The organism is Comamonas sp. UBA7528, assembly GCF_002479375.1.
Lineage (GTDB): Bacteria > Pseudomonadota > Gammaproteobacteria > Burkholderiales > Burkholderiaceae_C > Comamonas.
The window spans coordinates 354,029-376,709 of sequence record NZ_DLMU01000001.1 but is presented as its reverse complement, the minus strand read 5'-3'; the positions used below and the strand labels follow the sequence as shown (position 1 = coordinate 376,709).

The window sequence follows — 22,681 nt, the reverse complement described above, 5'->3', positions numbered from 1 at the left end:
AATGTTGCGCAACTGTGTCTTTTTCAAAAATTGAGACTTTTCGCATGAATTTCTTGAATCGCGCCCCACGGTGGGCGGTGTTGCCGGAACGACTGCGGGGCATGTTCAATCTGAACGATCCCCGCTGGGGGCGTGGAGGGGAGGACCGTCCCGAAGACGCCAACAACCCGCGTCCGGAGCAGGACCGTCCCACACCGCCTCCACAACCGCCCCGGGGTCGCGACGGTTCCAATGCCTCGCAGCCACCGGATCTGGACGAGATCTGGAAAGATTTCAACCGCAAGCTCTCGGGCCTGTTCGGCGGCAAGCCGCCATCGGGTGGCAACACCGGTGGCCGCAGTGGCGGCACCCCGCCGGACATGCGCAATGCCGGCATGGGCGTGGGCCTGATCGCTGGCGTGGCCGTGCTGATCTGGCTGGGAACGGGTTTCTTCATCGTCCAGGAAGGCCAGCAGGCCGTCATCACCCAGTTCGGCAAATACCATTCCACCGTGGGAGCCGGTTTCAACTGGCGCCTGCCGTACCCGCTGCAGAACCACGAGCTGGTGTATGTGTCGCAGATCCGCTCGGCCGATGTGGGGCGTGACAACATCATCAAGAGCACGGGCCTGCGCGAGTCGGCCATGCTGACCGAAGACGAGAACATCGTCGAAATCAAGTTCGCCGTGCAGTACCGCCTGAGCGATGCGCGTGCCTGGCTGTTCGAGAGCAAGAACCCGGCAGAAGCCGTGGTGCAGGCGGCCGAAACAGCGGTGCGCGAAGTGGTGGGCAAGATGCGCATGGACTCCGCGCTGGCAGAAGAGCGCGACCAGATCGCCCCGCGGGTGCGCGAGCTGATGCAGACCATTCTGGACCGCTACAAGGTGGGCGTGGAAGTGGTGGGCATCAACATGCAACAGGGCGGCGTGCGTCCGCCCGAGCAGGTGCAGGCCGCGTTTGACGACGTGCTCAAGGCTGGTCAGGAGCGCGAGCGCGCCAAGAACGAAGCCCAGGCCTATGCCAATGACGTGATTCCGCGTGCCGGTGGTACCGCCTCGCGCCTGAAGGAGGAAGCGGAAGCCTACAAGGCCCGTCTGACCGCCCAGGCACAAGGTGATGCACAGCGCTTCAGCTCGCTGCTGACGGAATACAAGAAAGAGCCGCAGGTCACGCGTGACCGTCTCTACACCGAGACCATGCAGCAGGTCTACAGCAACGTGACCAAGGTCATGGTGGATTCCCGCCAGGGTTCCAACCTGCTGTACCTGCCGCTGGACAAGATCATGCAGAGCGTTTCGCAGCAGTCGAATGCCGCGGCCGGCACCGAAGCTGCTTCCGGCAACGCCGCCGCAGCGCCGGCCGCCGTGCCCCAGGTCCATACCATCGATCCCCGTGCCCGCGATGCCAATCGCTCGCGCGAGCGAGATTCCCGCTAAGAGGAGTAATACGTGAACCGCGTTGGATTTTTTGTTTCCTCTTTGCTCGTCGTGGTGGCGTTGCTCAGTTCCATGCTCTTTGTCGTGGACCAGCGCCAGTTCGGTGTGGTCTACGCCCTGGGTCAGATCAAGGAAGTGATCACCGAGCCTGGTCTCAACTGGAAGATGCCGCCCCCGTTCCAGAACGTGCGCTACATCGACAAGCGTCTGCTGACGCTCGACAGCACGGACACCGAGCCCGTGCTGACGGCCGAAAAGCAGCGTGTAGTGATCGACTGGTATGTGCGCTGGCGCATCTCCAACCCATCGGAGTACATCCGCAACGTGGGTCTGGATGAATCTGCCGGTGCCATGCAGCTCAACCGCGTGGTGCGCAATGCCTTCCAGGAAGAAATCAACCGCCGCACCGTGCGCGAGTTGCTGTCTTCCAAGCGCGAAGCGCTGATGGCCGATGTGAAGCGTGAAGTGGCGGAGTCCGTCAGCGGTGCCAAGCCCTGGGGCGTGGACATCGTGGACGTGCGCATCACCCGTGTGGATTACGCCGAAACCATCACCGAATCGGTCTACCGCCGCATGGAGGCCGAGCGCAAGCGCGTGGCCAACGAGCTGCGCTCCACCGGCGGTGCCGAAGGCGAAAAGATCCGTGCCGAGGCCGACCGCCAGCGCGACATCACCATCGCCAATGCCTACCGCGATGCCCAGATCATCAAGGGCCAGGGCGATGCCGAAGCCGCGCGCGTCTACGGCGAGGCCTTTGGCCGCGATCCGCAGTTCGCACAGTTCTACCGCAGCCTGGAAGCCTACAAGGCCAGCTTCAACAAGAAGAGCGATGTGGTGGTGGTCGATCCATCGTCCACCGACTTCTTCAAGGCCATGCGCAGCAGCGGCGGCAGCTCCGCACGCTGACATTGCGCCAACCACCGCCACGCCATCCCATGGAGTTCTGGAACCACCTGGGCATGGCGCTGGCGCTGGTGCTGGTCATCGAGGGCTTAGGCCCTTTTCTTTTTCCTGGCGCCTGGCGCCGGGCGTTCTCCCAGATGCTGGCCCTGCGTGAAGGCCAGCTGCGTTTCATCGGTCTGCTGGGTATCGCAGTTGGCCTACTGGTGCTGCTGCTGTTGCAATAACGTGCGTACGGGCTGGGCCTTGCGGCGGCCGGTTTTGGGTGCGCGCAGTGATAGCCGGTAGAATCACGTTTTTAACAGCCTCTCCCTTTTTCCATGTCTGCTTGGGTCCTGCCGGATCACATCGCCGATGTTTTGCCTTCCGAGGCACGGCACATCGAGGAATTGCGTCGAGGACTGCTCGATACCGCCCGCAGCTACGGGTACGAGCTGGTCATGCCACCGTTGCTGGAGTACCTGGAGTCTCTGCTGACGGGTTCTGGCGAAGCGCTCCATCTCCAAACCTTCACACTGGTGGACCAGCTGTCCGGTCGCACGCTGGGCTTGCGTGCCGACATGACGCAGCAGGTCGCGCGCATCGATGCCCACTTGCTCAACCGCGACGGCGTCGCGCGCCTGTGCTATTGCGGCCCGGTGCTGCACACCACGCCCGACCGTCCCCGCGCCACCCGCGAGCCGCTGCAGTTCGGTGCTGAAATCTATGGCCATGCCGGCCCGGAAGCCGATCTGGAAGCGCTGCAGCTGGCCCTGGCCTGCCTGAAGGGCGCCCAGGTCAGTGACTACAGCGTGGACCTGGCCGATGTGCGCATCGTGCGCAGTCTGCTGGCGGGCGTGATGGTCGACACCAGCGTGCTGCAGCGCGTGCACTCGGCGCTGGCCGCCAAGGACGCCACTGGCCTGGCCGAGCTGACCCGGAATTTTCCCCAGGCTTCGCGTGAGGGCCTGCAAGCCCTGCTGCAGCTGTACGGAGACGTGCGGGTGCTGGACGAGGCCGAAAAGGCGCTGGCCCGCGTGCCCGGTGCCCAGCATGTGATCGCCCACCTGAAGTGGTTTGCCGCCCAGCTGCCTTCCGATGTGAAGGTGACGGTGGACCTGGCCGACCTGCGCGGCTACGCCTACTACAGCGGTACCCGCTATGCGGTGTATGCCCCGGGCGCCAGCGATGCGCTGGTGCGTGGCGGCCGCTATGACGAAGTGGGCGCAGTGTACGGCCGCAACCGGCCTGCCGCCGGCTTCTCGCTGGACATCAAGCAGCTGGTGGCGGTGGTGCCTGCGCGGCCGCTCAAGGCGGCGGTGCGTGCGCCCTGGGGGGCCAGCGATGCCAGTTTGGCGCAGGCGATTGCCGCACTGCGCGCCCAAGGGGAAACCGTGGTCTGCGTGCTGCCTGGGCACGAGAGCGAGGTTGATGAATTCCACTGCGATCGGGAGCTTGTGCTGCGTGCCGGGCAATGGGTCGTACAAGCCTTCTGAGGCATTTTTCCATTTCAACGGATTTAGACATGAAAGCAAGCAAAGGTCGCAACGTCGTCGTAGTCGGCACCCAGTGGGGTGACGAAGGCAAGGGCAAGCTGGTCGATTGGCTGACCGAAAGTGCCCAAGGCGTGGTCCGCTTCCAAGGTGGTCACAACGCCGGCCACACCCTGGTGATCAACGGCAAGAAGACAGCGCTGCACCTGATTCCCAGCGGCATCATGCGCCCCGGCGTGAAGTGCTACATCGGCAACGGTGTGGTGCTGTCGGTCGGCAAGCTGTTTGAAGAAATCGAAGGCCTGGAAAAGGCCGGCGTGCAGGTGCGTGACCGCCTGCGCGTGTCCGAAGCCTGCCCGCTGATCCTGCCTTTCCACCAGGCACTGGACGTGGCCCGTGAAGCGGCCCGCGAACAAGGCGGTGTGCAGAAGATCGGCACCACGGGCAAGGGCATCGGCCCCTCGTACGAAGACAAGATCGCCCGCCGTGCCCTGCGTGTGCAGGACCTCAAGCACCCCGAGCGTTTCGCCACCAAGCTGCGCGAGCTGCTGAACCTGCACAACCACATCCTGGTGAACGTGCTGGGTTCCAAGAACTTCGACTTCGGCGCTGCCCTGGCACCGTACATGAAGGACGGCGAAGTGCAGTTTGACGCGGTCTACAGCGAAGCCATGCGCCACGCCGAACTGCTCAAGCCCATGATTGCCGACGTGTCGCGCGAGCTGAATGCCGTGCACGCAGACGGCGGCAACCTGCTGTTCGAAGGCGCCCAAGGCACGCTGCTGGACGTGGACCACGGCACCTACCCCTATGTGACTTCGTCCAACTGCGTGGCAGGCAATGCATCCGCTGGCGCCGGTGTCGGCCCGGGCATGCTGCACTACATCCTGGGCATCACCAAGGCGTACTGCACCCGCGTCGGTGGCGGTCCTTTCCCCACCGAACTGGAATGGCGCAAGGAAGGTACTCCCGGCTACGTGATGTCCACCGTGGGCGCCGAGATGGGGGTGACCACCGGTCGCTACCGCCGCTGCGGCTGGTTCGATGCCGCGCTGCTCAAGCGCTCGGCCCAGATCAACGGTCTGTCCGGTCTGTGCATCACCAAGCTGGACGTGCTGGACGGCATCGAAGAGCTGCAACTGTGTGTGGGCTACGAGCTGGACGGTGAAAAGATCGACCTGCTGCCCCTGGGTGCGGACGACATCGAGCGCTGCACGCCCATCTACGAATCCATCCCCGGCTGGACCGACTCCACCGTGGGTGTGACCGAATACGACAAGCTGCCGGTGAATGCCCGCCGCTATCTGGACCGTATTGCCGAAGTGACGGGCGTGCCCATCGCCATGGTGTCGACCAGCCCCGACCGCGATCACACCATCCTGATGCACAACCCCTACAGCGCTGCCTGAGCGGTGTGCACCAGCCAACCACCCCACACGCGAGAGACCGGAGCCAACCTATGTTGACTGAAGACGGAAAGCACCTGTACGTCAGCTATGACGAATACCACGGCCTGATCGAAAAGCTGGCCATCAAGATCCACCAGTCGGACTGGCAGTTCGACACCATCCTGTGCCTGGCACGCGGTGGTCTGCGTCCCGGTGACATCCTGAGCCGCATTTTCGACAAGCCCCTGGCCATCATGTCCACCAGCTCCTACCGCGCCGAAGCCGGCACGGTGCGCGGCCACCTGGACATCGGCCGCTTCATCGCCACCCCCAAGGGTGAGATCGCCGGCCGCGTGCTGCTGGTCGACGACCTGGCCGACTCCGGCGTGACGCTGAACGCCGTGGTCAAGATGCTCAAGGAAAACTACCAGCCCATCACCGAGCTGCGTACCGCCGTGATCTGGACCAAGGGCGTGTCCACCTTCCAGGCCGACTACTCGGTGGAAGACCTGCCGACCAACCCCTGGATCCACCAGCCTTTCGAAGGCTACGACAACCTGTCGCCCGAGAAGCTGCTGGAAAAGTGGAAGGTCTGAGCTCCGGCTCGGCTCCGGTCTGAAGGCCGGTGCATTCCACCCCCGCACAAGGCCCCGCAAGGGGCCTTTTTGCATGGCGTCTGCGGGGCCTTGGGGTCTGGGCAGTGCCATGGCCTGGCTATCGGTGCGCAACCTCCGATTGCAGGCTGCGTATATCAAAAAGTGAGCGCCTTAGACAGGTGTAATGGTGATCTAAGCCAATAATTTATTTGAAGTCGCCATAGGCTAGGTGTTGAGTGCTCATAAAAATATAGCTATCTGCGCTGATGGCTGTATGCCCCAGGATCGATTGGAGGGAGTGGTCGCTGCGCCTGCAGCACAGGCGCCGCGTCGGATATGGCCCCGGGCCGGTGTCGCAAAAATGCGTGATGTCCCCCATCGGCACTACACTGCCATTGCAAGCCTCTGCGGCAGGCATACACTGCGGGCTCATTTTTGAAAGTGGTGTCCCTGTGGCGGTTTCCCGTTCCAAGCGCCAGAGCCTGATGTGGCTGCTGGGTTCGCTCTCTACACCGGCCATGGCTGGAGTCTTCTCCAACCTGTTCGGCGCGTCTGAACCCGCCAAGGTGTCCGCAGGTTCGACGGCATCCGGCGCGGCGGCACACCCCGCCCCTGTGGCTGCTGCTGCAGCGGCCGCACCGGCTGCCGGTGGCAAGCCGCCCCCTGTGTTCGTGCTCAATTCGCTGGACGCCACCATCAGCGTGGTCGACCCCGCCACCTGGACCGAAACCGCGCGCCTGCCCACCGGCAAGGAGCCGCACCACCTGTACCTGACGCCGGACGAGAAGTCCATCATCGTGGCCAATGCCACGGGCGATACCTTGACCTTTGTCGACCCGCGCACGGCCGCCATCCAGCGCACGGTGCGCGACATCGTCGACCCCTACCACCTGCGGTTCTCGCCGGACATGAAGTGGTTCATCACCGCCGCCAATCGCCTGAACCACGTGGACATCTACCGCTGGGACGGTAGCAACCCGCAGCTGGTGCAGCGCATTCCCACGGGCAAGACGCCCAGCCACCTGTGGATCGATGCCAAGAGCACCACGATCTACTCCACCATGCAGGACAGCGATGAGCTGGTCGCCATCGACCTGCACACGCAAAAGCTGCTGTGGCGCGTGCCCACGGGCTCCATGCCGGCCGATCTGTACGGCAGCCCGGACGGCAAGTTCATCTTCATCGGCCTGACCGGCAGCGATGGCGTGGAGGTGTTCGGCATCAACCCCGCCGCCACGGCCACGCCGGCCAAGCGCGTGGGGCAGATCCCCACGGCCAAGGGCGCACACGCCTTCCGCGCGCTGGGCGACGGCCGCCACCTGCTGGTGAGCAACCGCGTGGCCAACACCATCAGCAAGATCGACATGACCACCCACACCGTGGTGGACAACTACCCCGCACCGGGCGGTCCGGACTGCATGGACGTGACGGCCGACCTCCGCTACATCTACCTGTCCTCGCGCTGGGCGCGCAAGCTCAGTGTGATCGACATGGTGGAAAAAAAGGTGATCCGCCAGGTCAATGTGGGCAAGTCGCCCCACGGCGTGTGGACCCTGGCCCACTCGCCGCGCTGAACACCGCCAGACCGCGAGGAGGGTGCATGGCCGCCTATCTGCCTGCCGCACGCAGGACCGCCGGGGTGTTGGTTGGGTTGTACATGGGTGCTGTCAGTGGCGGCACCCATGGCAGCAGCCAGATCGCCCCGCAAGACTGTGACAAACCGGTCTATCTGACCTTCGACACCGGCCACATGGGCGTGGCCGATCTGGTGGCCGACGTGCTGCGCCGCCACCAGGTCCGCGTCACCTTCTTTGCCGCCAACGAGACCACGCAGCAGGGTGACGGCAGCCTGGGCACGCACTGGGCGCCGTGGTGGAAGGCGCGCGCCCAGGAAGGGCACCGCTTTGCCAGCCACACCTGGGACCACACCTACTGGCGTGGCGACCTGGGCACGGCGGCGGACCGCTCCTTCCGTGTGCGGCCTTCGCAGGGGGCACGCAAGGACCAGACCTTCACGCTCAGCGCCGCGCAGTACTGTGCCGAGATCCGCAAGTCCAGCGACTGGCTGCGCCAGACCACCGGCCAGGCACCGCTGCCGCTGTGGCGTGCCCCCGGTGGCAAGACCTCGCCGCAGCTGCTGCAGGCGGCCGAGGCCTGCGGCTTCAAGCATGCCGGCTGGTCGCCGGCCGGCTTTCTGGGGGATGAGCTGTCCAGCGAGAAGTTCAGCAACGCCGCCTTGCTGCAGCAGGCGCTGGCGCGCATCCGTCCGGGCGATGTGCTGCTGGCCCACCTGGGCATCTGGTCACGCAAGGATCCGTGGGCGCCTGCGGTGCTGGAGCCACTGATCACCGGCCTGCAGGCCAAGGGCTTTTGCTTTCGCACGCTGGACCAGCACCCCGACTACCGTGCCTGGGTGCAGGGGTCACACCGCCGCGGCGGCGGCTGCGCGCCAGCCGTAGGACTACAGTGCGGACAGCAGGATCCGCCGCAATGAGGGAAGAACATGGTGTGGGAGACATTGTCCCAATGGTTTGGCCAGGCCCAGCAAGGCCTGTACGAAGGCGTGGTGCAGCCGGTGCTGTATTACGCCGGCATGGCCAGCCTGATGGAAGACGCCTTTGAGGCCTCCGGCTGGCTGCTGGTGGGACTGCTGCAACTGCTGGTGCTGGTGCTGGTGATCGCCCCGCTGCAGCGCTGGCGCCCGGTCGAGGCGGTGACCGACCGCCGCGCCATCCGTGTGGACATGCTCTACACCCTGGTACACCGGCTGGGCCTGTTCCGGGTGGCGCTGTTCTTTTCCACCGAGCCGCTGTGGAATGACCTGTTCGGCCAGCTGCATGTCTGGGGTCTGCCCACCTTTCAGCTCGAAGGCCTGTGGCCGGGCGTGACGGACAAGGCCTGGATCAGCTTCATCCTCTACCTGCTGGTGTTCGACCTGCTGGACTACTGGATCCACCGCGGCCAGCACAGCTGGGGCTGGTGGTGGAAGCTGCATGCGCTGCACCATTCGCAGCGGCAGATGACCATGTGGAGCGACAACCGCAACCACCTGCTGGACGATGTGGTCCGCGACAGCATCATCGTGCTGGTGGCCCAGCTGATCGGGGTGCAGCCGTCGCAGTTCGTGCTGCTGGTGGCGCTGACGCAGCTGAGCGAAAGCTTCCAGCACGCCAATCTGCGCGTCTGGTTCGGCACAGTGGGCGAGCGCCTGTGGGTCAGCCCGCGTTTTCACCGCCGCCACCACACCATCGGCATCGGCCATGAAATGCGGGCCCCGGTGCGCAACCAGAAGGCCCATGGCAACAACTTTGGCGTGCTGCTGCCCTGGTGGGACATGCTGTGGGGCACGGCCAACTTCGAGCTGCGCTGGGACCCCACCGGCGTGCGCGACCAGGTGCAGCCCAATGCCCAGGGCCAGCTGCGCGATTACGGCCAGGGTTTCTGGTCCCAGCAGTGGAAGGGCCTGCTGCGGCTGGTGAACCGCGCCTGAGCGGGCAGGGGGCAGGGCGCCCGGGCATGCACAGCGGCAAAGTGGCCGCTGTCCTATGGCATTGTGCGCACAGGCCGCTATGCTGCGGGGCATGAACCTGCTGTTAGCCTCATTTGTCCGCGCGCTGGGCAATTGCCTGCACCGCAAGGTGATTGCCTGGTCGCTGTTCCCGCTGCTGTTGATGGCGCTGCTGGCCGCGCTGCTGTCCTGGCTGTTCTGGCAGCCGGCGCTGCACTGGACGGTGCAGACACTTGAAGGCGTGGGCTGGCTGGGCGCGGTGTGGCACTGGATGCAGGAGCGCGGCCTGAGCTGGGGTGTCGAGGTGCTGGGTTCCGTGCTGCTGGTGCTGGCGGCCACGGGGCTGCTGGTGGTGCTGGTGCTGATGCTGGTGTCCCTGTTCATGACGCCCACGCTGGTGGAATGGGTGGCCGAGCGGCGCTTTCCCTTGCTGGAGCGCAAGCAGGGCGGTCACTGGTGGCAGGCACTGGCCTGGGCCCTGGGCTCCACGCTGATTGCCCTGGTGGTGCTGGTGCTGTCCATCCCGCTGTGGTTCATTCCCCCTTTGGTGCTGGTGGTGCCGCCGCTGGTGTGGGGCTGGCTCACCTACCGCGTGATGGCCTTCGATGCCCTGGCCGAACACGCCAGCCAGGCCGAGCGCCAGGCGGTGCTTACGCGCTTTCGCATGCCGCTGCTGGGCATGGGCGTGGTCTGCGGGGTGATGGGGGCTGCGCCCAGCGTGGTCTGGGCCTCGGGCGTGGTGTTCGTGGCGCTGTTCTGGCTGCTGGTGCCGCTGGCCATCTGGATCTACGCGCTGGTGTTCGCGCTGTCGTCGCTGTGGTTTGCCCATTTCTGCCTGGCGGCACTGGAACAGCTGCGGCGCGAGGCCGTCACCCAGGGGGCGGCACCGGACGCGGTGCGCGTGCCCTGAGCTGCGCTGGGCAGGGGTGCACCAGGATGGCAGCACAATGGCGTGCGAAACCGGTGCAAGCCTTCGCTACAGCCCTGGGCGCGGCTACACTGACGGCCTGCGATGCGGAGCATGTGGTTGAGCCAAGGCACTATTTAGGTGCTAAATTGCACCAAAATAGTGCAATCAAAAGTTCGACAGGCGTACTCTGCTTTTTTGCACCAACTCGGTGATTATCGAGGGGTGCATGGCAGTGGTTTTCGGTGTGCGGCGCCACTGCACCCAGGGAAGACAGTCCAACTGCGGCCCTGGCACGCATTCTGCTTTGCATCCCCCGTACTTTTTTCAAGCGCTTTTCCAGGAGATACCTGATGGCTAAGACCGTTGCAGACGTGATGAGCATTGTGAAGGAGAACGACGTCAAGTTCGTCGATCTGCGCTTCACCGATACCCGCGGTAAGGAACAGCACGTGACCGTGCCCCTGTCGCACTTTGACGAAGACAAGTTCACGTCGGGCCACGCTTTCGACGGTTCGTCGGTCGCCGGCTGGAAGGGTATCGAAGCCTCGGACATGCTGCTGATGCCCGATCCCAGCACCGCCAACATCGATCCCTTCTTTGAAGAAACCACGCTGATCCTGCAGTGTGACGTGATCGAACCCGGTGACGGCAAGGCCTACGACCGCGATCCCCGCTCCGTGGCCAAGCGCGCTGAAGCCTACCTGAAGGCTTCCGGTCTGGGCGACACCGCCTACTTCGGTCCCGAACCCGAATTCTTCATCTTCGACGGCGTGCGCTGGGGCACCGAACCCCACAACCCCTTCTTCGAAATCGAAGAATACGAAGCCCCCTGGAACAGCGGCACCAAGTTCGAAACCGGCAACCGTGGTCACCGTCCCCGCGTCAAGGGCGGTTACTTCCCCGTGCCTCCCGTCGACAGCACGCAAGACATGCGCGCCGAGATGTCCCTGATCCTGGAATCTCTGGGCATTCCGGTCGAAGTGTTCCACCACGAAGTGGCGGGCGCTGGCCAGAACGAACTGGGTACCCGCTTCTCCACCCTGGTGGAACGCGCTGACTGGACCCAGCTGCAGAAGTACGTGATCTGGAACGTGGCCAACACCTACGGCAAGACCGCGACCTTCATGCCCAAGCCCTACGCTGGCGACAACGGCTCCGGCATGCACGTGCACCAGTCCGTGTGGAAGGACGGCAAGAACCTGTTCGCCGGTGACGGCTATGCCGGTCTGTCCGACTTCGCCCTGTACTACATCGGCGGCATCATCAAGCACGCCCGTGCCCTGAACGCCATCACCAACCCCGGTACGAACTCGTACAAGCGTCTGGTGCCCGGCTTTGAAGCGCCCGTGAAGCTGGCTTACTCGGCCAAGAACCGTTCCGCTTCCATCCGTATTCCTTACGTGAGCAACCCCAAGGGCCGCCGCGTGGAAGCCCGCTTCCCCGATCCGCTGATGAACCCCTACCTGGGCTTCGCAGCGCTGCTGATGGCCGGTCTGGACGGCGTGGAAAACAAGATCCACCCCGGCGAAGCCGCCACCAAGGACCTGTACCACCTGCCTCCGGAAGAAGACAAGCTGGTGCCCACCGTCTGCCACAGCCTGGACCAGGCTCTGGAAGCCCTGGACGCCGACCGCGCCTTCCTGACCAAGGGTGGTGTGTTCTCCGACAGCATGATCGACGCCTACATCGAACTGAAGATGGGCGAAGTGACCCGCTTCCGTCAGGCCGTGCACCCTGTCGAATACGACATGTACTACTCGCTGTAAGCCCTGTGGGGGTCTGCCGTTCGCGGCAGGGGCCCTCCAGGCACTCTAAAAAGGCGGCCTCCGGGCCGCCTTTTTTTTGTCGGCGTCCCGTCCGGGTGAGGTGCTTCCTGCCGGGGGGAGCAATGGCGTGCTGCCGGGCGGCATCCCCGTCACCTCCGCAGGACCTGCCAGGCCATCACCTGCGCCGGTGTCCACCCTCGACGAACCGGCCCATCGACCGTGATTCATGCCCATAATGCGATGCAGGGCCTCTGCAGCGCGCGTCGCCTGCTCTTGTTTTTTACCTGAACGCACCCCGGCCAGGCACTGAGCTTGCTTGGTATTTGCATGACCGATACGCATCTGACCGCCCAGCGCTTTGCCGTGCTGGACCTGTTGTCCACACTGACCGTGGTGCTCAACCGCCATGGCGAGGTGATCTTTGCGAACGCGGCGCTGGAAAACACCCTGGGCATGTCGCGCCGCATGCTCGACGGCAGCCGCTTCTCCACCTTCATTGCCCAGCCTGCGCTGCTCGACAACGCGCTGGCGGGCGGCAAGGGGCTGGACTATGCCGCCATGCGCTTTGACACCACGCTGGTTCCGCCGGTGCAGGAGCCGCTGATGGTGCACGCCACCATCGCGCCGCTGGAAGAGCGCGGCGAGGTGCTGGTGGAGCTGTGGGTGCTGGACCAGCAGGTGCGCCAGGACCGCGAGGAACGGCTGGTCGAGCAGGCGGCCGCCAACAAGGAGCTGGTGCGCAACCTGGCACATGAAATCAAGAACCCGCTGGGCGGCATCCGTGGCGCGGCCCAGCTGCTGGAGATGGACCTCGACAGCCGCGAGCTCAAGGAATATACCCAGGTCATCATCCACGAGGCGGACCGCCTGCAAAGCCTGGTGGACCGTCTGCTGGCCCCCCACCGCCACCCCCACCAGGTGGGCGACGTCAACATCCACGAAGTCTGCGAACGCGTGCGCTCGCTGGTGCTGGTGGAACACCCGCAGGGGCTGACCGTGCGGCGCGACTACGATATTTCCATCCCGGAGTTCCGGGGCGACCGTGCCCAGCTGATCCAGGCGGTGCTGAACATCGTGCAGAACGCGGCCCAGGTGCTGGCCGACCGGATGGCCGTGGGCGATGCCGAGATCACCTTGCGCACCCGCGTGGCCCGCCAGGTCACGATGGGCCGCCAGCGCCACAAGCTGGCATTGGAATTGCATGTGATTGACAACGGACCAGGCGTGCCTGAGCACATCAAGGAGCGGATTTTCTATCCGCTGGTGACAGGCCGGGATGGGGGATCCGGATTGGGACTGCCGCTGGCGCAGACCTTTGTGCAACGCCACCAGGGGCTGATCGAATGCGAAAGCAGCCCGGGACGCACCGATTTCCGTATCCTGATCCCTCTGCCTTGAGGTCTGGTGTTTCACATAGAAAGAAAAGGGTTACGCGAACATGAAGCCGATCTGGATAGTAGATGACGACCCCTCGATCCGCTTCGTCCTGGAAAAGGCACTGGCCCGTGAAAACCTGGCCACGCGCAGCTTCACCAACCCGCGTGAAGTGCTGGAGGCGCTGAGCGCCTTGCCCGCCGGGGACCCGGCGCGCCAGGGCCCGCAGGTGCTGGTCAGCGACATCCGCATGCCCGGCGGCAGCGGCCTGCAACTGCTGGAGCAGGTGCGCGAGAAAGACCCGGAGCTGCCCGTCATCATCATGACGGCGTACTCCGACCTGGACAGCGCCGTTTCCGCCTTCCAGAGCGGTGCCTTCGAATACCTGCCCAAGCCGTTCGACCTGCCCAAGGCCGTGGCCCTGATCCGCCGTGCGGTCGAGGAAAGCAGCCGCGAACAGGTGGCCGAAGAGCGCCAGTCCGCCATGCCCGAAATGCTGGGCCAGGCACCGGCCATGCAGGACGTGTTCCGCGCCATCGGCCGCCTGAGCCAAAGCCTGGTGACCGTGCTGATCACCGGCGAATCCGGCTCCGGCAAGGAACTGGTGGCCCGCGCGCTGCACAAGCATTCGCCCGTGGCCAATGGACCGTTCGTGGCCATCAACACCGCAGCCATCCCCAAGGACCTGCTGGAATCCGAGCTGTTCGGCCATGAGCGCGGCGCGTTCACCGGCGCGCAGACACAGCGCCGCGGCCGCTTCGAGCAGGCCGAAGGCGGCACGCTGTTCCTGGACGAAATCGGCGACATGCCTTTCGAGCTGCAGACCCGCTTGCTGCGCGTGCTGTCGGACGGGCATTTCTACCGCGTGGGCGGCCACTCGGCCGTCAAGACCAGTGTGCGTGTGATCGCTGCGACCCACCAGGATCTGGAACTGCGCGTCAAGGACGGCGTGTTCCGCGAAGACCTGTTCCACCGCCTGAATGTGATCCGGTTGCGCCTGCCGTCGTTGCGCGAACGTGGCGAAGACGTACCGATGCTGGCGCGCCACTTCCTGCAGAAAAGCGCCAAGCAACTGGGCGTGGAGCCCAAGCGCATTGCGCCGGAAGCGCTGCAGCGGCTGACGCAGTTCAGCTTCCCCGGCAATGTGCGCCAGCTGGAGAACATCTGCCACTGGCTGACGGTGATGGCGCCTGCCCAGGTGATTTCGGTGCAGGACCTGCCGCCGGAAGTGCTGCACACCCCGGCCAGCGCGCCGGCGGTCGAGGCCGTGGCGGCAGAACACCGTCCCGTGGCCGTGGCCAGCGGTGCGGGTGATTACCTGCCAGAGCAGCCTGCCGCACGTGGTGTGGAATCCTATCTGCCGGCATCGCATGCGGCCGGCGCAGGTGCGGCGGAGGCGGCAGCGGCGGCCCTGTGGGACGACGGCCTGTCGGCCGAGGCCACGCGCCTGCTGGCGGCCGGCCACACCGATGTCTGGGATGCCCTCAGCCGCCGCTTCGAGTCGCGCCTGATCCGCGCAGCCCTGGGCGTGACCCATGGCCGCCGCATGGAGGCCGCGCAGCGCCTGGGGATCGGCCGCAACACCATCACCCGCAAGATCCAGGAACTGGGTCTGGAAGACGCCGGCGAATAGGCGCCGCGTCTCTCCCCCACGGGCGGCCGGCCTGGTCTGGCCGTCCCGTGGGGCCCGCGCTGCGGATGTAACGCAAAACTGTCCTACAAGGGTTCCGAGTGCGGACTGACCCCGGGGGCGTGGACAGTTTTTGACAATATGGACTCCATCGGCACTTATTTGCTTTCGGAGTCATTTCCCCATGGGCAAAGCCCTTCCTCTACCGCGCAAATTCCAGCCGGACAGCCTGGGTGCACGCGCACCGCAGAGCTTTCGCTCCGGGATCGTGGCGCCTGGCGGCCACCGACTGCTGGGAGGCCATGCGGAGCAACCGGCCGCCAATGGGCGCTACCACCCGCTGCGCGACGGTGCGGCCGCCGTGCAGGAAGATGCCTTCTGGCACGACACCTATATCCACGCGCCGTACTACGTGACGGGCCGCGGCTACGACCAGTACCGTCCGGCCTACGCCATGGGCTGGCAGGCTGCCTTCGATTTCAAGGCCTCCGAATTCACCCAGATCGAACAGGAGCTGGAGCGCCGCTGGGAATCGCACGACACCAGCAGCCTGCTGGAGTGGGTGCAGGTGCGCGATGCGGTGCACGGGGCCTGGCTGCGTGCCCGCCAGCGCCAGGGCCGCAAAATGGCCGTGCGGGCCAACGACCGCCAAGACGGCGCATTGCTGCGCCCCCTCTACCGCCTGCAGCTGCATACGGTCCATGACCTGGTCCTGCTGCTGCGCAGAGCCGATCCTCCGCCGACCGCGTTTGTGCGCCAGGTCGTGGACCGCCATCTGGCCATGCTGCAGGAGTTTTCCGGCGAACTGGCGCCCGCCACACGCAGCGTCAGGGACTGGGTCGATCCCTTGCTGCGCATTGGCACCAGCATGCACTACGGTGCAATATGGTTGCGTTCCTGGGTGCAGGAGGTGAACACCGAGCGCGTGCTGCAGCTGTGCGCCGAACGCGAGCAGCAGATGCTGGCCCTGTATCCCGCTTTGCTGGCCGCGGTGGCGCTGTCGCCGGAGCCTTCCAGCCTGCTGCAGCGCCAGCAGAACCGCCTGCAACTGCACCACGCCAAGCTGCAGTGGGTGCGCCAGCACTGGATGGAGCGCGGCTGAACCAGCGCCGCCTTCGGGCGGCAGGGGCGGCGCACGCGAGGGGCACGGGTGTTCTGCGTGCCACCCATCCCCCTGCGTCTTTGCGCGGCTGCATGCCACAACGCCCTTGCGGGCTGTGCCCGCAAGGGCGTTGTGCGTTGTGTCGGTGTTCTGGCCGGTGGCGCGCCCCGCTGGTTGGGCCGCTGGAGCCTAAGTGAGCTGGGTTTAACGCAGTTCCAGCACCACAGGGGTGTGGTCGCTGGGCTGCGGGTTCTTGCGCGGTGCGCGGTCGATGTGGCAGGCCGCGGTGCGCTGGCGCACGGCTTCGCTGACCAGAATGTGGTCGATGCGCAGGCCGCGGTTCTTCTGGAAGCCCAGCATGCGGTAGTCCCACCAGGAGTAGCTTTTCTCCGGCTGCTCGAACATGCGGAAGGCATCGGTCAGGCCCAGGTCCAGCAGGGCCTGGAAATGCGTGCGCTCTTCCACGGTGTGGTGGATGGTGTCCTTCAGTCCCACGGGGTCGAAGGAGTCGCGGTCTTCCGGCGCCACATTGAAGTCGCCCACCAGCACGAACTGCGGGTGCTGCGCCATTTCGGCCTGCACCCAGTCGTGCAGGGCCTGCAGCCACTGCATCTTATAGGCGAACTTGTCCGTGCCCGGCGCCTGGCCGTTGACGAAGTAGCCGTTGACCAGGCGCACCGGGCCTTCGGGCGTGTCCAGCGTCGCGGCAATGGTGCGGGCCTGGGCATCGTCCAGACCGGGAATGTTGCGCACCACATCGCGCAGCGGATGGCGGCTCAGGATGGCGACGCCGTTGTAGGTCTTCTGGCCATGGGTCACGGCGTGGTAGCCGGCGGCCTGCAAGGCGTCAAAGGGGAATTTGTCATCGGTGAGCTTGAGCTCTTGCAGGCCCAGTGCATCGACCGGGTTGTCCTGCAGCCAGGCCAGCACCTGCGGCAGGCGCACGGACAGGGAGTTGACGTTCCAGGTGGCTATTTTCATTTTTTAAGAAAATCCATATTTCATGCGGCTTGTGGAGGTGCTATTTGGCGGATATACCAATTAGCTACCCATCTAGCTACCCATCTAGCTACCCGAAATTATCGAGTCACTTTCACCGCGAATCTGGCGTCAGAAGCTTGCGCAGGCTGGCGTCTGTGACGCGGCTTGCGCCCTTGCTGACGCGAACAAGCTCAATGGTGCCAGCTTTCGCCATTCGATAGAGGGTTGCCCGGGAAATCTGCAGCTTCTCGCATGCTGCGCTGATCCGGTGGACATTCGGGAGGGTGTTTGCATCCATGATCGTGCCGTCGAAAAAAAGCCCCGGCGGGCGGGGCAAGTGGTCAATTAAGGGGTTGGGCTGGCGCTGGGCGCCGTCGCTCACGTTCCCGGCGGGAGGAACACGGCGCGGCCGGCGTCAGTGGGGTTGTGGTCGACACCCGCCAGCAGTCCCCGGCGGTGCAGGGCCTGCAGCGTGCTGCATGTGCGGTGGGTGACGGCTGTGGTGCGCAGCCCCTGGTGCAGCGGTTTGCCGGTGATGGCGTTGTGCAGCATGGTGCGCTGCGCCCGTGTGAGCGGCTTGGGCTTCATGGCTGGTCGACCTCCTGTGTGGCGGGCTCCGAAACGTCGATGGCAAACACTTCCACCGGGTCGGTACCGAAGTGCGGATGCGTGATGGTCTTGATCGTGAAACCGCGCCATGCGCGCACAAGGCGCCGGGCCTGGTCGTCGCGCGCCGGGTACCCCAGCGTCAGCACCACCTGGTCGAACTCGCGGCCCTCCAGGCGCTTGCGCCAGTGCGGCGTGCACAAGCGGTATTCCTCCGGCTTGCGGCCGTCGCGGATGGCCTCGAAATACTCGCGCTTGAGGGGGAGGTAGAGGGTGGTCATGCCTAGCCTTTCTGCTCGCCTGTGCAATCAGGGCACGGCGCGCCGCCTTCCCCCGGGTCTTGAAAGCTGGGCCCTCCGATCAGCCCGTATCCGTTGCACGTTTTGCAGAACTGATGGGGCACTGCTGGTGGAATCCCATTGCGCTGGGCAGCCAGCATGGCCACGCCCAGGCGCTGCACTGCGTGGGCGCTGCATTCGGCAGCTTCTGCGGAGCTGCAGTTGCCGCGCTGGCGCTGCTGGGCAGCGAACTCTTCCAACTGCTCAATGGCCTGGTTCAGCAGGACGGCGTCTTGCTCCGTCAGCACGATGGCGGGCTCTGCGATCTGGTGCAGGCATTGCTGCGGTGCAGGGCGGTTCTGCAGCCAGGCGCGCGCACGGTCAACGATCTTGGATTCGCCATCCTCGAATGGAAGGTCCAAGCCGTCCACAGCAAAGGTGTTCAGCAGCTGCAGCACAAGCTGGGCGGCGTCGTCGTTCGGTGCAATCGCGCAGCTGCAGTCCTTGCATTTGCCTGGGTGGCATTGGGGCTTGATGCACGTATGGGGCGTTGTGGTGGTCATGGCTGATTTCAGAAAGAGAAAGGCCCGCGGTGGGCGGGCCTGGGTTGTCATGCGGCCATGCGTTGGGGCAGGGCCTCGGTGTAGTTCGCTTCCACGATGCGGCGCATGGGTAGCGGGCTGACGCTGTTGCCGGCCATGCGCACCTGGGCGGTTTTCGTCAGTGGCTTGCCTGCGGCCGTGCGATCGATGACATAGCTCTGCGGGAAGTCCTGGGCGTTGTAGAGCTCGCGCGGCACCAGCATGCGCAGGGTGATGTCCACAATTACCCAGGGCTCACCCTTGAGCCACACGGTCACCAGGGCCAGGCGGTCGTGCGTGGTGATGGTGGTCATCGGGTCGCGCAGGTCTGCCCACTGGCCGCCGCTGGCGTGATAGCGCATCAGGAATGCGGCGCAGCGCAGGGCGCCTGCCTCGTCTTCCTGGTCCAGGTGGTACTGCGCCAGGTGTGCTACGGCCAGCTGCTGCTGGCTGCCGGAGGTGGTCACCACCGATACCGGGTCACGCAGATCTTTCGCCAGTGTGGTGTTGAAGCCTCCATTGGCCTGGACCATGAAGGCGGTCGCCAGACCCTGGCCGCCGCCGCTGGCAGTGATTGCGCCCACCGGCCCTTTTATTTCGTTCGCGCCGTAGCTGCGGCGTGCTGATGCCCCGCTGCCCTGGCCGTGGCCCATCTGAACCAGGCACGCAGATGCGGTGGCGAACTTCTGCCCGCCGGCCGTCACCACGCCCAATGGATTGCTCAGGTCAAGCACACGGGGTGCCTGGCCTGCGCGCTCTCCGTAGCCCATCTGAATGAGGGTGGGTGTCACCAGGGCTCGGCACCCGCCTTTCTCTGTGGCGATGGTGCTGATGGGCCTGTCAATCGCTTCCAGCTTGCCGCCGTGGGCCATATTGACGATGAAGGGGTCAGCGCTGCCGAGCACGTATTTCTGCATGCCGTGGGCGATGCGGCGCATGGTGGCCTCGGCAAGATCCTTCTTGCGGCCAAAGATGCTGGTACCGGGAATGCTCCAGTCGATGCAGTCAGCAGCTGGGCGCCAGGCCTTGCGCTGGCCGGTGGGCTTCTTGGCGTGCGTGGCCTCGGGCCACACGATGGGCAGGCCATCGCGGCGGGCCACCATGTAGAGCCTGGTCCGGGTGCTGTGCGCGCCCAGGTCGGCATTGCAGATGACGCGCCACTGCACGACGTAGCCCATATCGCGCAGGCCCTGCACAAAGTGGTTCCAGTTCCGGCCCATGGCCTTCTTGTCGGGCACCAGGAATTGCCGCTGACGTGGCACACGCTCACCCGGGGCGGCCACGCGGTAAACCGTCTTGCCGTGGGCATCCTGCACCTTGTCCAGCGTGATGACGCGGCCGGTGGCCGGGTCGCGCTTGGCCACCAGTGGGGACCACTGCAGCATCTGCTCCACGTTCTCCAGGGTGATCACATCGGGCTTGGACTTGCCGGCCCACCGGTGCACCACCCAGGCGAGGGATCGGATTTCGCGGCTGCGCGGCTGGCCGCCCAGGGCCTGGCTGTGGTGGGTGCAGTCGGGCGAAGCGTGCAGCAGGCCCACGGGCATGCCGGCGGTGACAAGCACCGGGTCCACTTCCCAAACGTCAGCCTGATAGTGGCGCGTCTGGGGGTGATTGATTTCGTGCATGCCGATGGCGTCGGCATCGTGGTTGATGGCGATATCGACGTGGCGGCCGATGGCCTGCTCGATGCCGGTGGATGCGCCGCCGCCGCCGGCGAACAGGTCCACCACCAGCTTGGCGGAGAGTGCAAGGACAAACTGGGGTGTAAGCATTCAGGGCTCCAGAAAAGACAAAGCCCGCGCGGCGTGGGCCGGGCGGGCTGGTGGTGGCCGAAGCCAGGGTGGGTATTGCGTCTCCAATAGACTCAGGCCATGGCCAACATCTATGACGCAATGGTCGCTGCGCTGCGCGATCACTGGAATGCACACGACAAGGCGTACCCCCAGCGCTTTGAGCTCACACAGGATGCGTTCAACACGCTGAACGAGACGCGCAAGACGGTCATCACGACAATGAATTTCGCCTTCCGGCCCGGCTGGGAAACCGACTTCCTGGGCGTGCCCGTCGCTGTGGCCGATGGTGGCAACTGCCTGGTGGACAAGGACGGCAATCAGGTGCCGCTGGCGCTTTGACCCATTAAAAAGCCCCTGGCGCTCGCGCTCCCAGGGGCTGGTGCACCGCCTAGACTTGGCGCGTACCTGTTAGGTGGTTTGTCGGCACTGTACTGCAGAACGTTAAGCAGAGGTGATCAAGAAGGCATCGCGGTCCTGGCCCCGGATCCACACTGGTTCCTTGCCGCGGCCGGTCCAGGTCGCGCCGGTTGCTGGGTCGTGGTACTTGGCCGGCCAGCACGGGTGATGCGTGGCTCGGCTTGGCGGATGCTCGGGCGCGAGAGGCGCAGTCAGGCTGTGGCTATCACGCCCTGCAGGTGCTTGACCATCGCTGACAAGATGTGCGGCACGCTGCCAGTTGGGTAGTGCTTCGCAGCTTTGATCGTCGTGGCCACAAAGCCGAGTTCGGCCAGGCCGGCGGCGTCGACTTTGATGGGCGCAATCAAGGCGTTGATCTGTCCCAGCGTCATCGTCTGGCCGGTGTCAACTGCAGCAGCACTGGTCTGCGCCGTTGCGATGGCATGCCGGGTGTCGATTTCGGCCACGCCGCTGTCTCGCAGGCCTTTGGCCAGTGAGCTGAGGTCATCCAGCAGCGGGCCTGGAAGCTCATCGGCAGAACGTGCTTCAGCAATGCCTGCCTGCGCTTGAGCTTCGGTCAGAATGAGCTTCTCCCGCATTTCTGCATCGGCGCGCTGCTGCTCTTCTTGGCGGATACGCTCGCGCTCTGTCTCCAGCCGTTTGGCTTCCGCCGTGCGGTGGTTCCCGATGCGCAGCGCGGCCAGGGCTTGAAAGTCCTCTGCGGCCTTGGTGCCCACGGTGGCAAAGTCCGGGAACAGGGTGATCCAGTCTTGGTCCGCCTGCTGCAGGTGCTTGCGGTTCGCCGCCAGGCGCGCGGCGGTGCCGTCAGCGTCGGCCATGGCGCCGGCCAGTGCCACCTTCACCTTGTCCTCCATGCTCGCCAAGGACTTCAGTCCTTTGACGATCGGGGCGAAAAGCCCACGCGGCGAGGTGATGTAGCTGGCGCCGAGCTTGTCGTTCAGGGCGGTGACGTGCGCGGCCAGCGCCTTGTCACCATCCAGGACGATCTTCTCTTTGCGCGCGTCCTTCTCGGACTTCACCAGCTTCTCGATGGCGATGGCCTTCTTGGTTGCGATGTCGTCCAATTGCTCCAGCACGCGCAGCACCTCATCCACGGTCTGCATTCCGCCGCGCACGCGCTGCACTGCTTCCTTCATCTTGGCGGACACATCGCGAAGCCACTCTGCATCGGCGGCACCGTCGGCGAAGTTCTGATCTGTGACCAGCTCCATGCTCACCGTGTTGATGCGGTCCAGCACCACCACCTTGAACTCGTCCAGGTTGCTGGCCGTGATCTCGCCGCTGGCTTCGATGCGAAGGACGGGCAGGGCGGCGTGCACCTTGTCGACCGTGGCCTCGGCCTTCGGCGGCGTGTAGGCGGCAACGTCTTTCTCCAGCAGAGCCCACCCCGTGAAGACGCGTGCGCGCAGCTCAAGGTTCGGCGTGTACCAGCAGTGCCGTTCTTCGATCAGCTCCCACTTGCCCGCGTCTCCGTTCATGCGCCACTCGGACGCCATGAACAGGATGCGCTCGATGGACTCGTTCACCAGGCATTGCTGCTCCATCTGCACTTGGTAGTGCAGGGGCAGGTCTGCGCCGGTGCAGCCTTCCACCATGGCATCACGCAGCGCTGCGTTCAGGCGCTTGTGCTCGAAGGCCGTGTCCTCCAGCATGGTGAGGCCGTCGTAGCTGGCGCCGTACACGCCATCGTCGTGCACCCCCACCACCGGGTAGAACTCCTCGCCCACGATCTCCTCGGCCAGCGGGCGGGCCAACGCCTCGAAGACGTGGCCGCTGTTCAGGATCGCCTGCTGCTCGGGGCTGAACTCCTGGCCGATGCCAGTGGCGAGTTCGCGCACCAGCTCCGAGCGCTTTTTGTAGGGGCTGCAGTCCAGCACGGCCGCCGCATCGCTGGCGTTGCGTGTGGTCTTGCGGTGGGCCAGCCACTCGGGGCTGCCTTGCTTGTGTCGGATGTGGCGCAT

Annotated in this window: 22 protein-coding genes and 1 pseudogene; 16 read left to right on the top strand and 7 right to left on the bottom strand. The window is 65.0% G+C overall.

What is annotated here, in order from left to right; translation table 11 throughout:
* The first annotated feature begins 44 nt into the window (after positions 1–44).
* The 14 genes from hflK to B3349_RS01720 all read left to right on the top strand — a co-directional run bounded on the left by hflK (position 45) and on the right by B3349_RS01720 (position 16,061).
* Positions 45–1,415: an FtsH protease activity modulator HflK gene (gene hflK, locus B3349_RS01785; RefSeq protein WP_291585880.1), complete on the top strand. Its 1,371-nt coding sequence runs from the start codon at positions 45–47 to the stop codon at positions 1,413–1,415.
* A 12-nt stretch (positions 1,416–1,427) separates the two neighbouring features.
* Positions 1,428–2,321 (top strand): protease modulator HflC, encoded by an 894-nt coding sequence (hflC, locus tag B3349_RS01780; protein WP_066533928.1) that lies wholly within the window; start codon positions 1,428–1,430, stop codon positions 2,319–2,321.
* A gap of 29 nt (positions 2,322–2,350) precedes the next feature.
* The gene (locus B3349_RS01775; RefSeq protein ID WP_291585877.1) at positions 2,351–2,542 is read left to right on the top strand and encodes a DUF2065 domain-containing protein; all 192 of its coding nucleotides are present in this window, start codon (positions 2,351–2,353) and stop codon (positions 2,540–2,542) included.
* 93 nt (positions 2,543–2,635) lie between these two features.
* A complete protein-coding gene (locus tag B3349_RS01770) occupies positions 2,636–3,790 on the top strand; it encodes an ATP phosphoribosyltransferase regulatory subunit (RefSeq protein ID WP_291585875.1) in 1,155 nt (384 codons plus the stop codon).
* Between the two features lie 29 nt (positions 3,791–3,819).
* Positions 3,820–5,196, top strand: a complete 1,377-nt coding sequence (locus B3349_RS01765) for an adenylosuccinate synthase (RefSeq protein WP_291585873.1) — start codon at positions 3,820–3,822, stop codon at positions 5,194–5,196.
* 50 nt (positions 5,197–5,246) lie between these two features.
* Entirely contained in the window at positions 5,247–5,771 is a 525-nt protein-coding gene (locus tag B3349_RS01760; protein WP_066533924.1) for a phosphoribosyltransferase, read from the top strand.
* A 518-nt stretch (positions 5,772–6,289) separates the two neighbouring features.
* On the top strand, positions 6,290–7,345 hold the full coding sequence (locus B3349_RS01755; protein ID WP_414646835.1) for a YncE family protein: 1,056 nt from the start codon (positions 6,290–6,292) through the stop codon (positions 7,343–7,345).
* Between the two features lie 83 nt (positions 7,346–7,428).
* Positions 7,429–8,265: a polysaccharide deacetylase family protein gene (locus B3349_RS01750; RefSeq protein ID WP_291585914.1), complete on the top strand. Its 837-nt coding sequence runs from the start codon at positions 7,429–7,431 to the stop codon at positions 8,263–8,265.
* Positions 8,266–8,274: 9 nt separating this feature from the next.
* The gene (locus B3349_RS01745; protein ID WP_291585870.1) at positions 8,275–9,261 is read left to right on the top strand and encodes a sterol desaturase family protein; all 987 of its coding nucleotides are present in this window, start codon (positions 8,275–8,277) and stop codon (positions 9,259–9,261) included.
* A gap of 91 nt (positions 9,262–9,352) precedes the next feature.
* Positions 9,353–10,189, top strand: a complete 837-nt coding sequence (locus tag B3349_RS01740; RefSeq protein ID WP_349682174.1) for an EI24 domain-containing protein — start codon at positions 9,353–9,355, stop codon at positions 10,187–10,189.
* A gap of 350 nt (positions 10,190–10,539) precedes the next feature.
* Positions 10,540–11,955: a type I glutamate--ammonia ligase gene (gene glnA, locus B3349_RS01735; protein WP_192334992.1), complete on the top strand. Its 1,416-nt coding sequence runs from the start codon at positions 10,540–10,542 to the stop codon at positions 11,953–11,955.
* Positions 11,956–12,282: 327 nt separating this feature from the next.
* Positions 12,283–13,353, top strand: coding sequence for a nitrogen regulation protein NR(II) (gene glnL, locus B3349_RS01730; RefSeq protein ID WP_291585867.1), 1,071 nt, complete (start codon positions 12,283–12,285; stop codon positions 13,351–13,353).
* 40 nt (positions 13,354–13,393) lie between these two features.
* Entirely contained in the window at positions 13,394–14,962 is a 1,569-nt protein-coding gene (gene ntrC, locus B3349_RS01725; protein WP_291585866.1) for a nitrogen regulation protein NR(I), read from the top strand.
* Positions 14,963–15,143: 181 nt separating this feature from the next.
* The gene (locus B3349_RS01720; RefSeq protein ID WP_291585864.1) at positions 15,144–16,061 is read left to right on the top strand and encodes a hypothetical protein; all 918 of its coding nucleotides are present in this window, start codon (positions 15,144–15,146) and stop codon (positions 16,059–16,061) included.
* Between the two features lie 204 nt (positions 16,062–16,265).
* On the opposite strand, the gene xth is transcribed toward B3349_RS01720, so the two are convergent.
* The 4 genes from xth to B3349_RS01700 form a co-directional block, all read right to left on the bottom strand.
* Entirely contained in the window at positions 16,266–17,042 is a 777-nt protein-coding gene (gene xth / locus B3349_RS01715) for an exodeoxyribonuclease III (RefSeq protein WP_291585862.1), read from the bottom strand.
* Between the two features lie 112 nt (positions 17,043–17,154).
* Positions 17,155–17,424 (bottom strand): MerR family transcriptional regulator, encoded by a 270-nt coding sequence (locus B3349_RS01710; protein ID WP_291585859.1) that lies wholly within the window; start codon positions 17,422–17,424, stop codon positions 17,155–17,157.
* Complete coding sequence (locus tag B3349_RS01705; RefSeq protein WP_291585857.1) at positions 17,421–17,630, bottom strand: hypothetical protein; 210 nt, start codon at positions 17,628–17,630, stop codon at positions 17,421–17,423. Before B3349_RS01705 ends, B3349_RS01710 begins: the two co-directional genes overlap by 4 nt.
* Positions 17,627–17,929 (bottom strand): ASCH domain-containing protein, encoded by a 303-nt coding sequence (locus B3349_RS01700; RefSeq protein ID WP_291585855.1) that lies wholly within the window; start codon positions 17,927–17,929, stop codon positions 17,627–17,629. The genes B3349_RS01705 and B3349_RS01700 overlap by 4 nt, the downstream gene beginning before the upstream one ends.
* 113 nt (positions 17,930–18,042) lie before the next feature.
* On the opposite strand from B3349_RS01700, the gene B3349_RS01695 reads away from it, so the two are divergent.
* The gene (locus tag B3349_RS01695) at positions 18,043–18,495 is read left to right on the top strand and encodes a hypothetical protein (protein WP_291585853.1); all 453 of its coding nucleotides are present in this window, start codon (positions 18,043–18,045) and stop codon (positions 18,493–18,495) included.
* A gap of 41 nt (positions 18,496–18,536) precedes the next feature.
* On the opposite strand, the gene B3349_RS01690 is transcribed toward B3349_RS01695, so the two are convergent.
* On the bottom strand, positions 18,537–20,282 hold the full coding sequence (locus tag B3349_RS01690; protein WP_291585851.1) for a DNA cytosine methyltransferase: 1,746 nt from the start codon (positions 20,280–20,282) through the stop codon (positions 18,537–18,539).
* Positions 20,283–20,381: 99 nt separating this feature from the next.
* On the opposite strand from B3349_RS01690, the gene B3349_RS01685 reads away from it, so the two are divergent.
* A complete protein-coding gene (locus B3349_RS01685) occupies positions 20,382–20,642 on the top strand; it encodes a hypothetical protein (RefSeq protein ID WP_291585849.1) in 261 nt (86 codons plus the stop codon).
* 102 nt (positions 20,643–20,744) lie between these two features.
* On the opposite strand, the pseudogene B3349_RS20650 reads toward B3349_RS01685, so the two are convergent.
* A pseudogene (locus tag B3349_RS20650) lies at positions 20,745–20,855 on the bottom strand (H-NS family nucleoid-associated regulatory protein); the annotation flags it as partial.
* Positions 20,856–20,911: 56 nt separating this feature from the next.
* Positions 20,912–22,681 carry a YqaJ viral recombinase family protein gene (locus B3349_RS01675; RefSeq protein WP_291585848.1) on the bottom strand — a complete coding sequence of 590 codons (1,770 nt, stop codon included), beginning with the start codon at positions 22,679–22,681 and terminating at the stop codon, positions 20,912–20,914.

What these genes read in the sequence shown, in the direction of transcription:
- hflK (WP_291585880.1), top strand. Translation starts at nt 45, where the DNA reads ATGAATTTCTTGAATCGCGCCCCACGGTGGGCGGTGTTGCCGGAACGA.
- B3349_RS01775 (WP_291585877.1), top strand. Translation starts at nt 2,351, where the DNA reads ATGGAGTTCTGGAACCACCTGGGCATGGCGCTGGCGCTGGTGCTGGTC.
- B3349_RS01770 (WP_291585875.1), top strand. Translation starts at nt 2,636, where the DNA reads ATGTCTGCTTGGGTCCTGCCGGATCACATCGCCGATGTTTTGCCTTCC.
- B3349_RS01765 (WP_291585873.1), top strand. Translation starts at nt 3,820, where the DNA reads ATGAAAGCAAGCAAAGGTCGCAACGTCGTCGTAGTCGGCACCCAGTGG.
- B3349_RS01760 (WP_066533924.1), top strand. Translation starts at nt 5,247, where the DNA reads ATGTTGACTGAAGACGGAAAGCACCTGTACGTCAGCTATGACGAATAC.
- B3349_RS01755 (WP_414646835.1), top strand. Translation starts at nt 6,290, where the DNA reads ATGGCTGGAGTCTTCTCCAACCTGTTCGGCGCGTCTGAACCCGCCAAG.
- B3349_RS01750 (WP_291585914.1), top strand. Translation starts at nt 7,429, where the DNA reads ATGGGTGCTGTCAGTGGCGGCACCCATGGCAGCAGCCAGATCGCCCCG.
- B3349_RS01745 (WP_291585870.1), top strand. Translation starts at nt 8,275, where the DNA reads ATGGTGTGGGAGACATTGTCCCAATGGTTTGGCCAGGCCCAGCAAGGC.
- B3349_RS01740 (WP_349682174.1), top strand. Translation starts at nt 9,353, where the DNA reads ATGAACCTGCTGTTAGCCTCATTTGTCCGCGCGCTGGGCAATTGCCTG.
- glnA (WP_192334992.1), top strand. Translation starts at nt 10,540, where the DNA reads ATGGCTAAGACCGTTGCAGACGTGATGAGCATTGTGAAGGAGAACGAC.
- glnL (WP_291585867.1), top strand. Translation starts at nt 12,283, where the DNA reads ATGACCGATACGCATCTGACCGCCCAGCGCTTTGCCGTGCTGGACCTG.
- ntrC (WP_291585866.1), top strand. Translation starts at nt 13,394, where the DNA reads ATGAAGCCGATCTGGATAGTAGATGACGACCCCTCGATCCGCTTCGTC.
- B3349_RS01720 (WP_291585864.1), top strand. Translation starts at nt 15,144, where the DNA reads ATGGGCAAAGCCCTTCCTCTACCGCGCAAATTCCAGCCGGACAGCCTG.
- xth (WP_291585862.1), bottom strand. Translation starts at nt 17,042, where the DNA reads ATGAAAATAGCCACCTGGAACGTCAACTCCCTGTCCGTGCGCCTGCCG.
- B3349_RS01705 (WP_291585857.1), bottom strand. Translation starts at nt 17,630, where the DNA reads ATGAAGCCCAAGCCGCTCACACGGGCGCAGCGCACCATGCTGCACAAC.
- B3349_RS01700 (WP_291585855.1), bottom strand. Translation starts at nt 17,929, where the DNA reads ATGACCACCCTCTACCTCCCCCTCAAGCGCGAGTATTTCGAGGCCATC.
- B3349_RS01695 (WP_291585853.1), top strand. Translation starts at nt 18,043, where the DNA reads ATGGGGCACTGCTGGTGGAATCCCATTGCGCTGGGCAGCCAGCATGGC.
- B3349_RS01690 (WP_291585851.1), bottom strand. Translation starts at nt 20,282, where the DNA reads ATGCTTACACCCCAGTTTGTCCTTGCACTCTCCGCCAAGCTGGTGGTG.
- B3349_RS01685 (WP_291585849.1), top strand. Translation starts at nt 20,382, where the DNA reads ATGGCCAACATCTATGACGCAATGGTCGCTGCGCTGCGCGATCACTGG.
- B3349_RS01675 (WP_291585848.1), bottom strand. Translation starts at nt 22,681, where the DNA reads ATGCGCCACATCCGACACAAGCAAGGCAGCCCCGAGTGGCTGGCCCAC.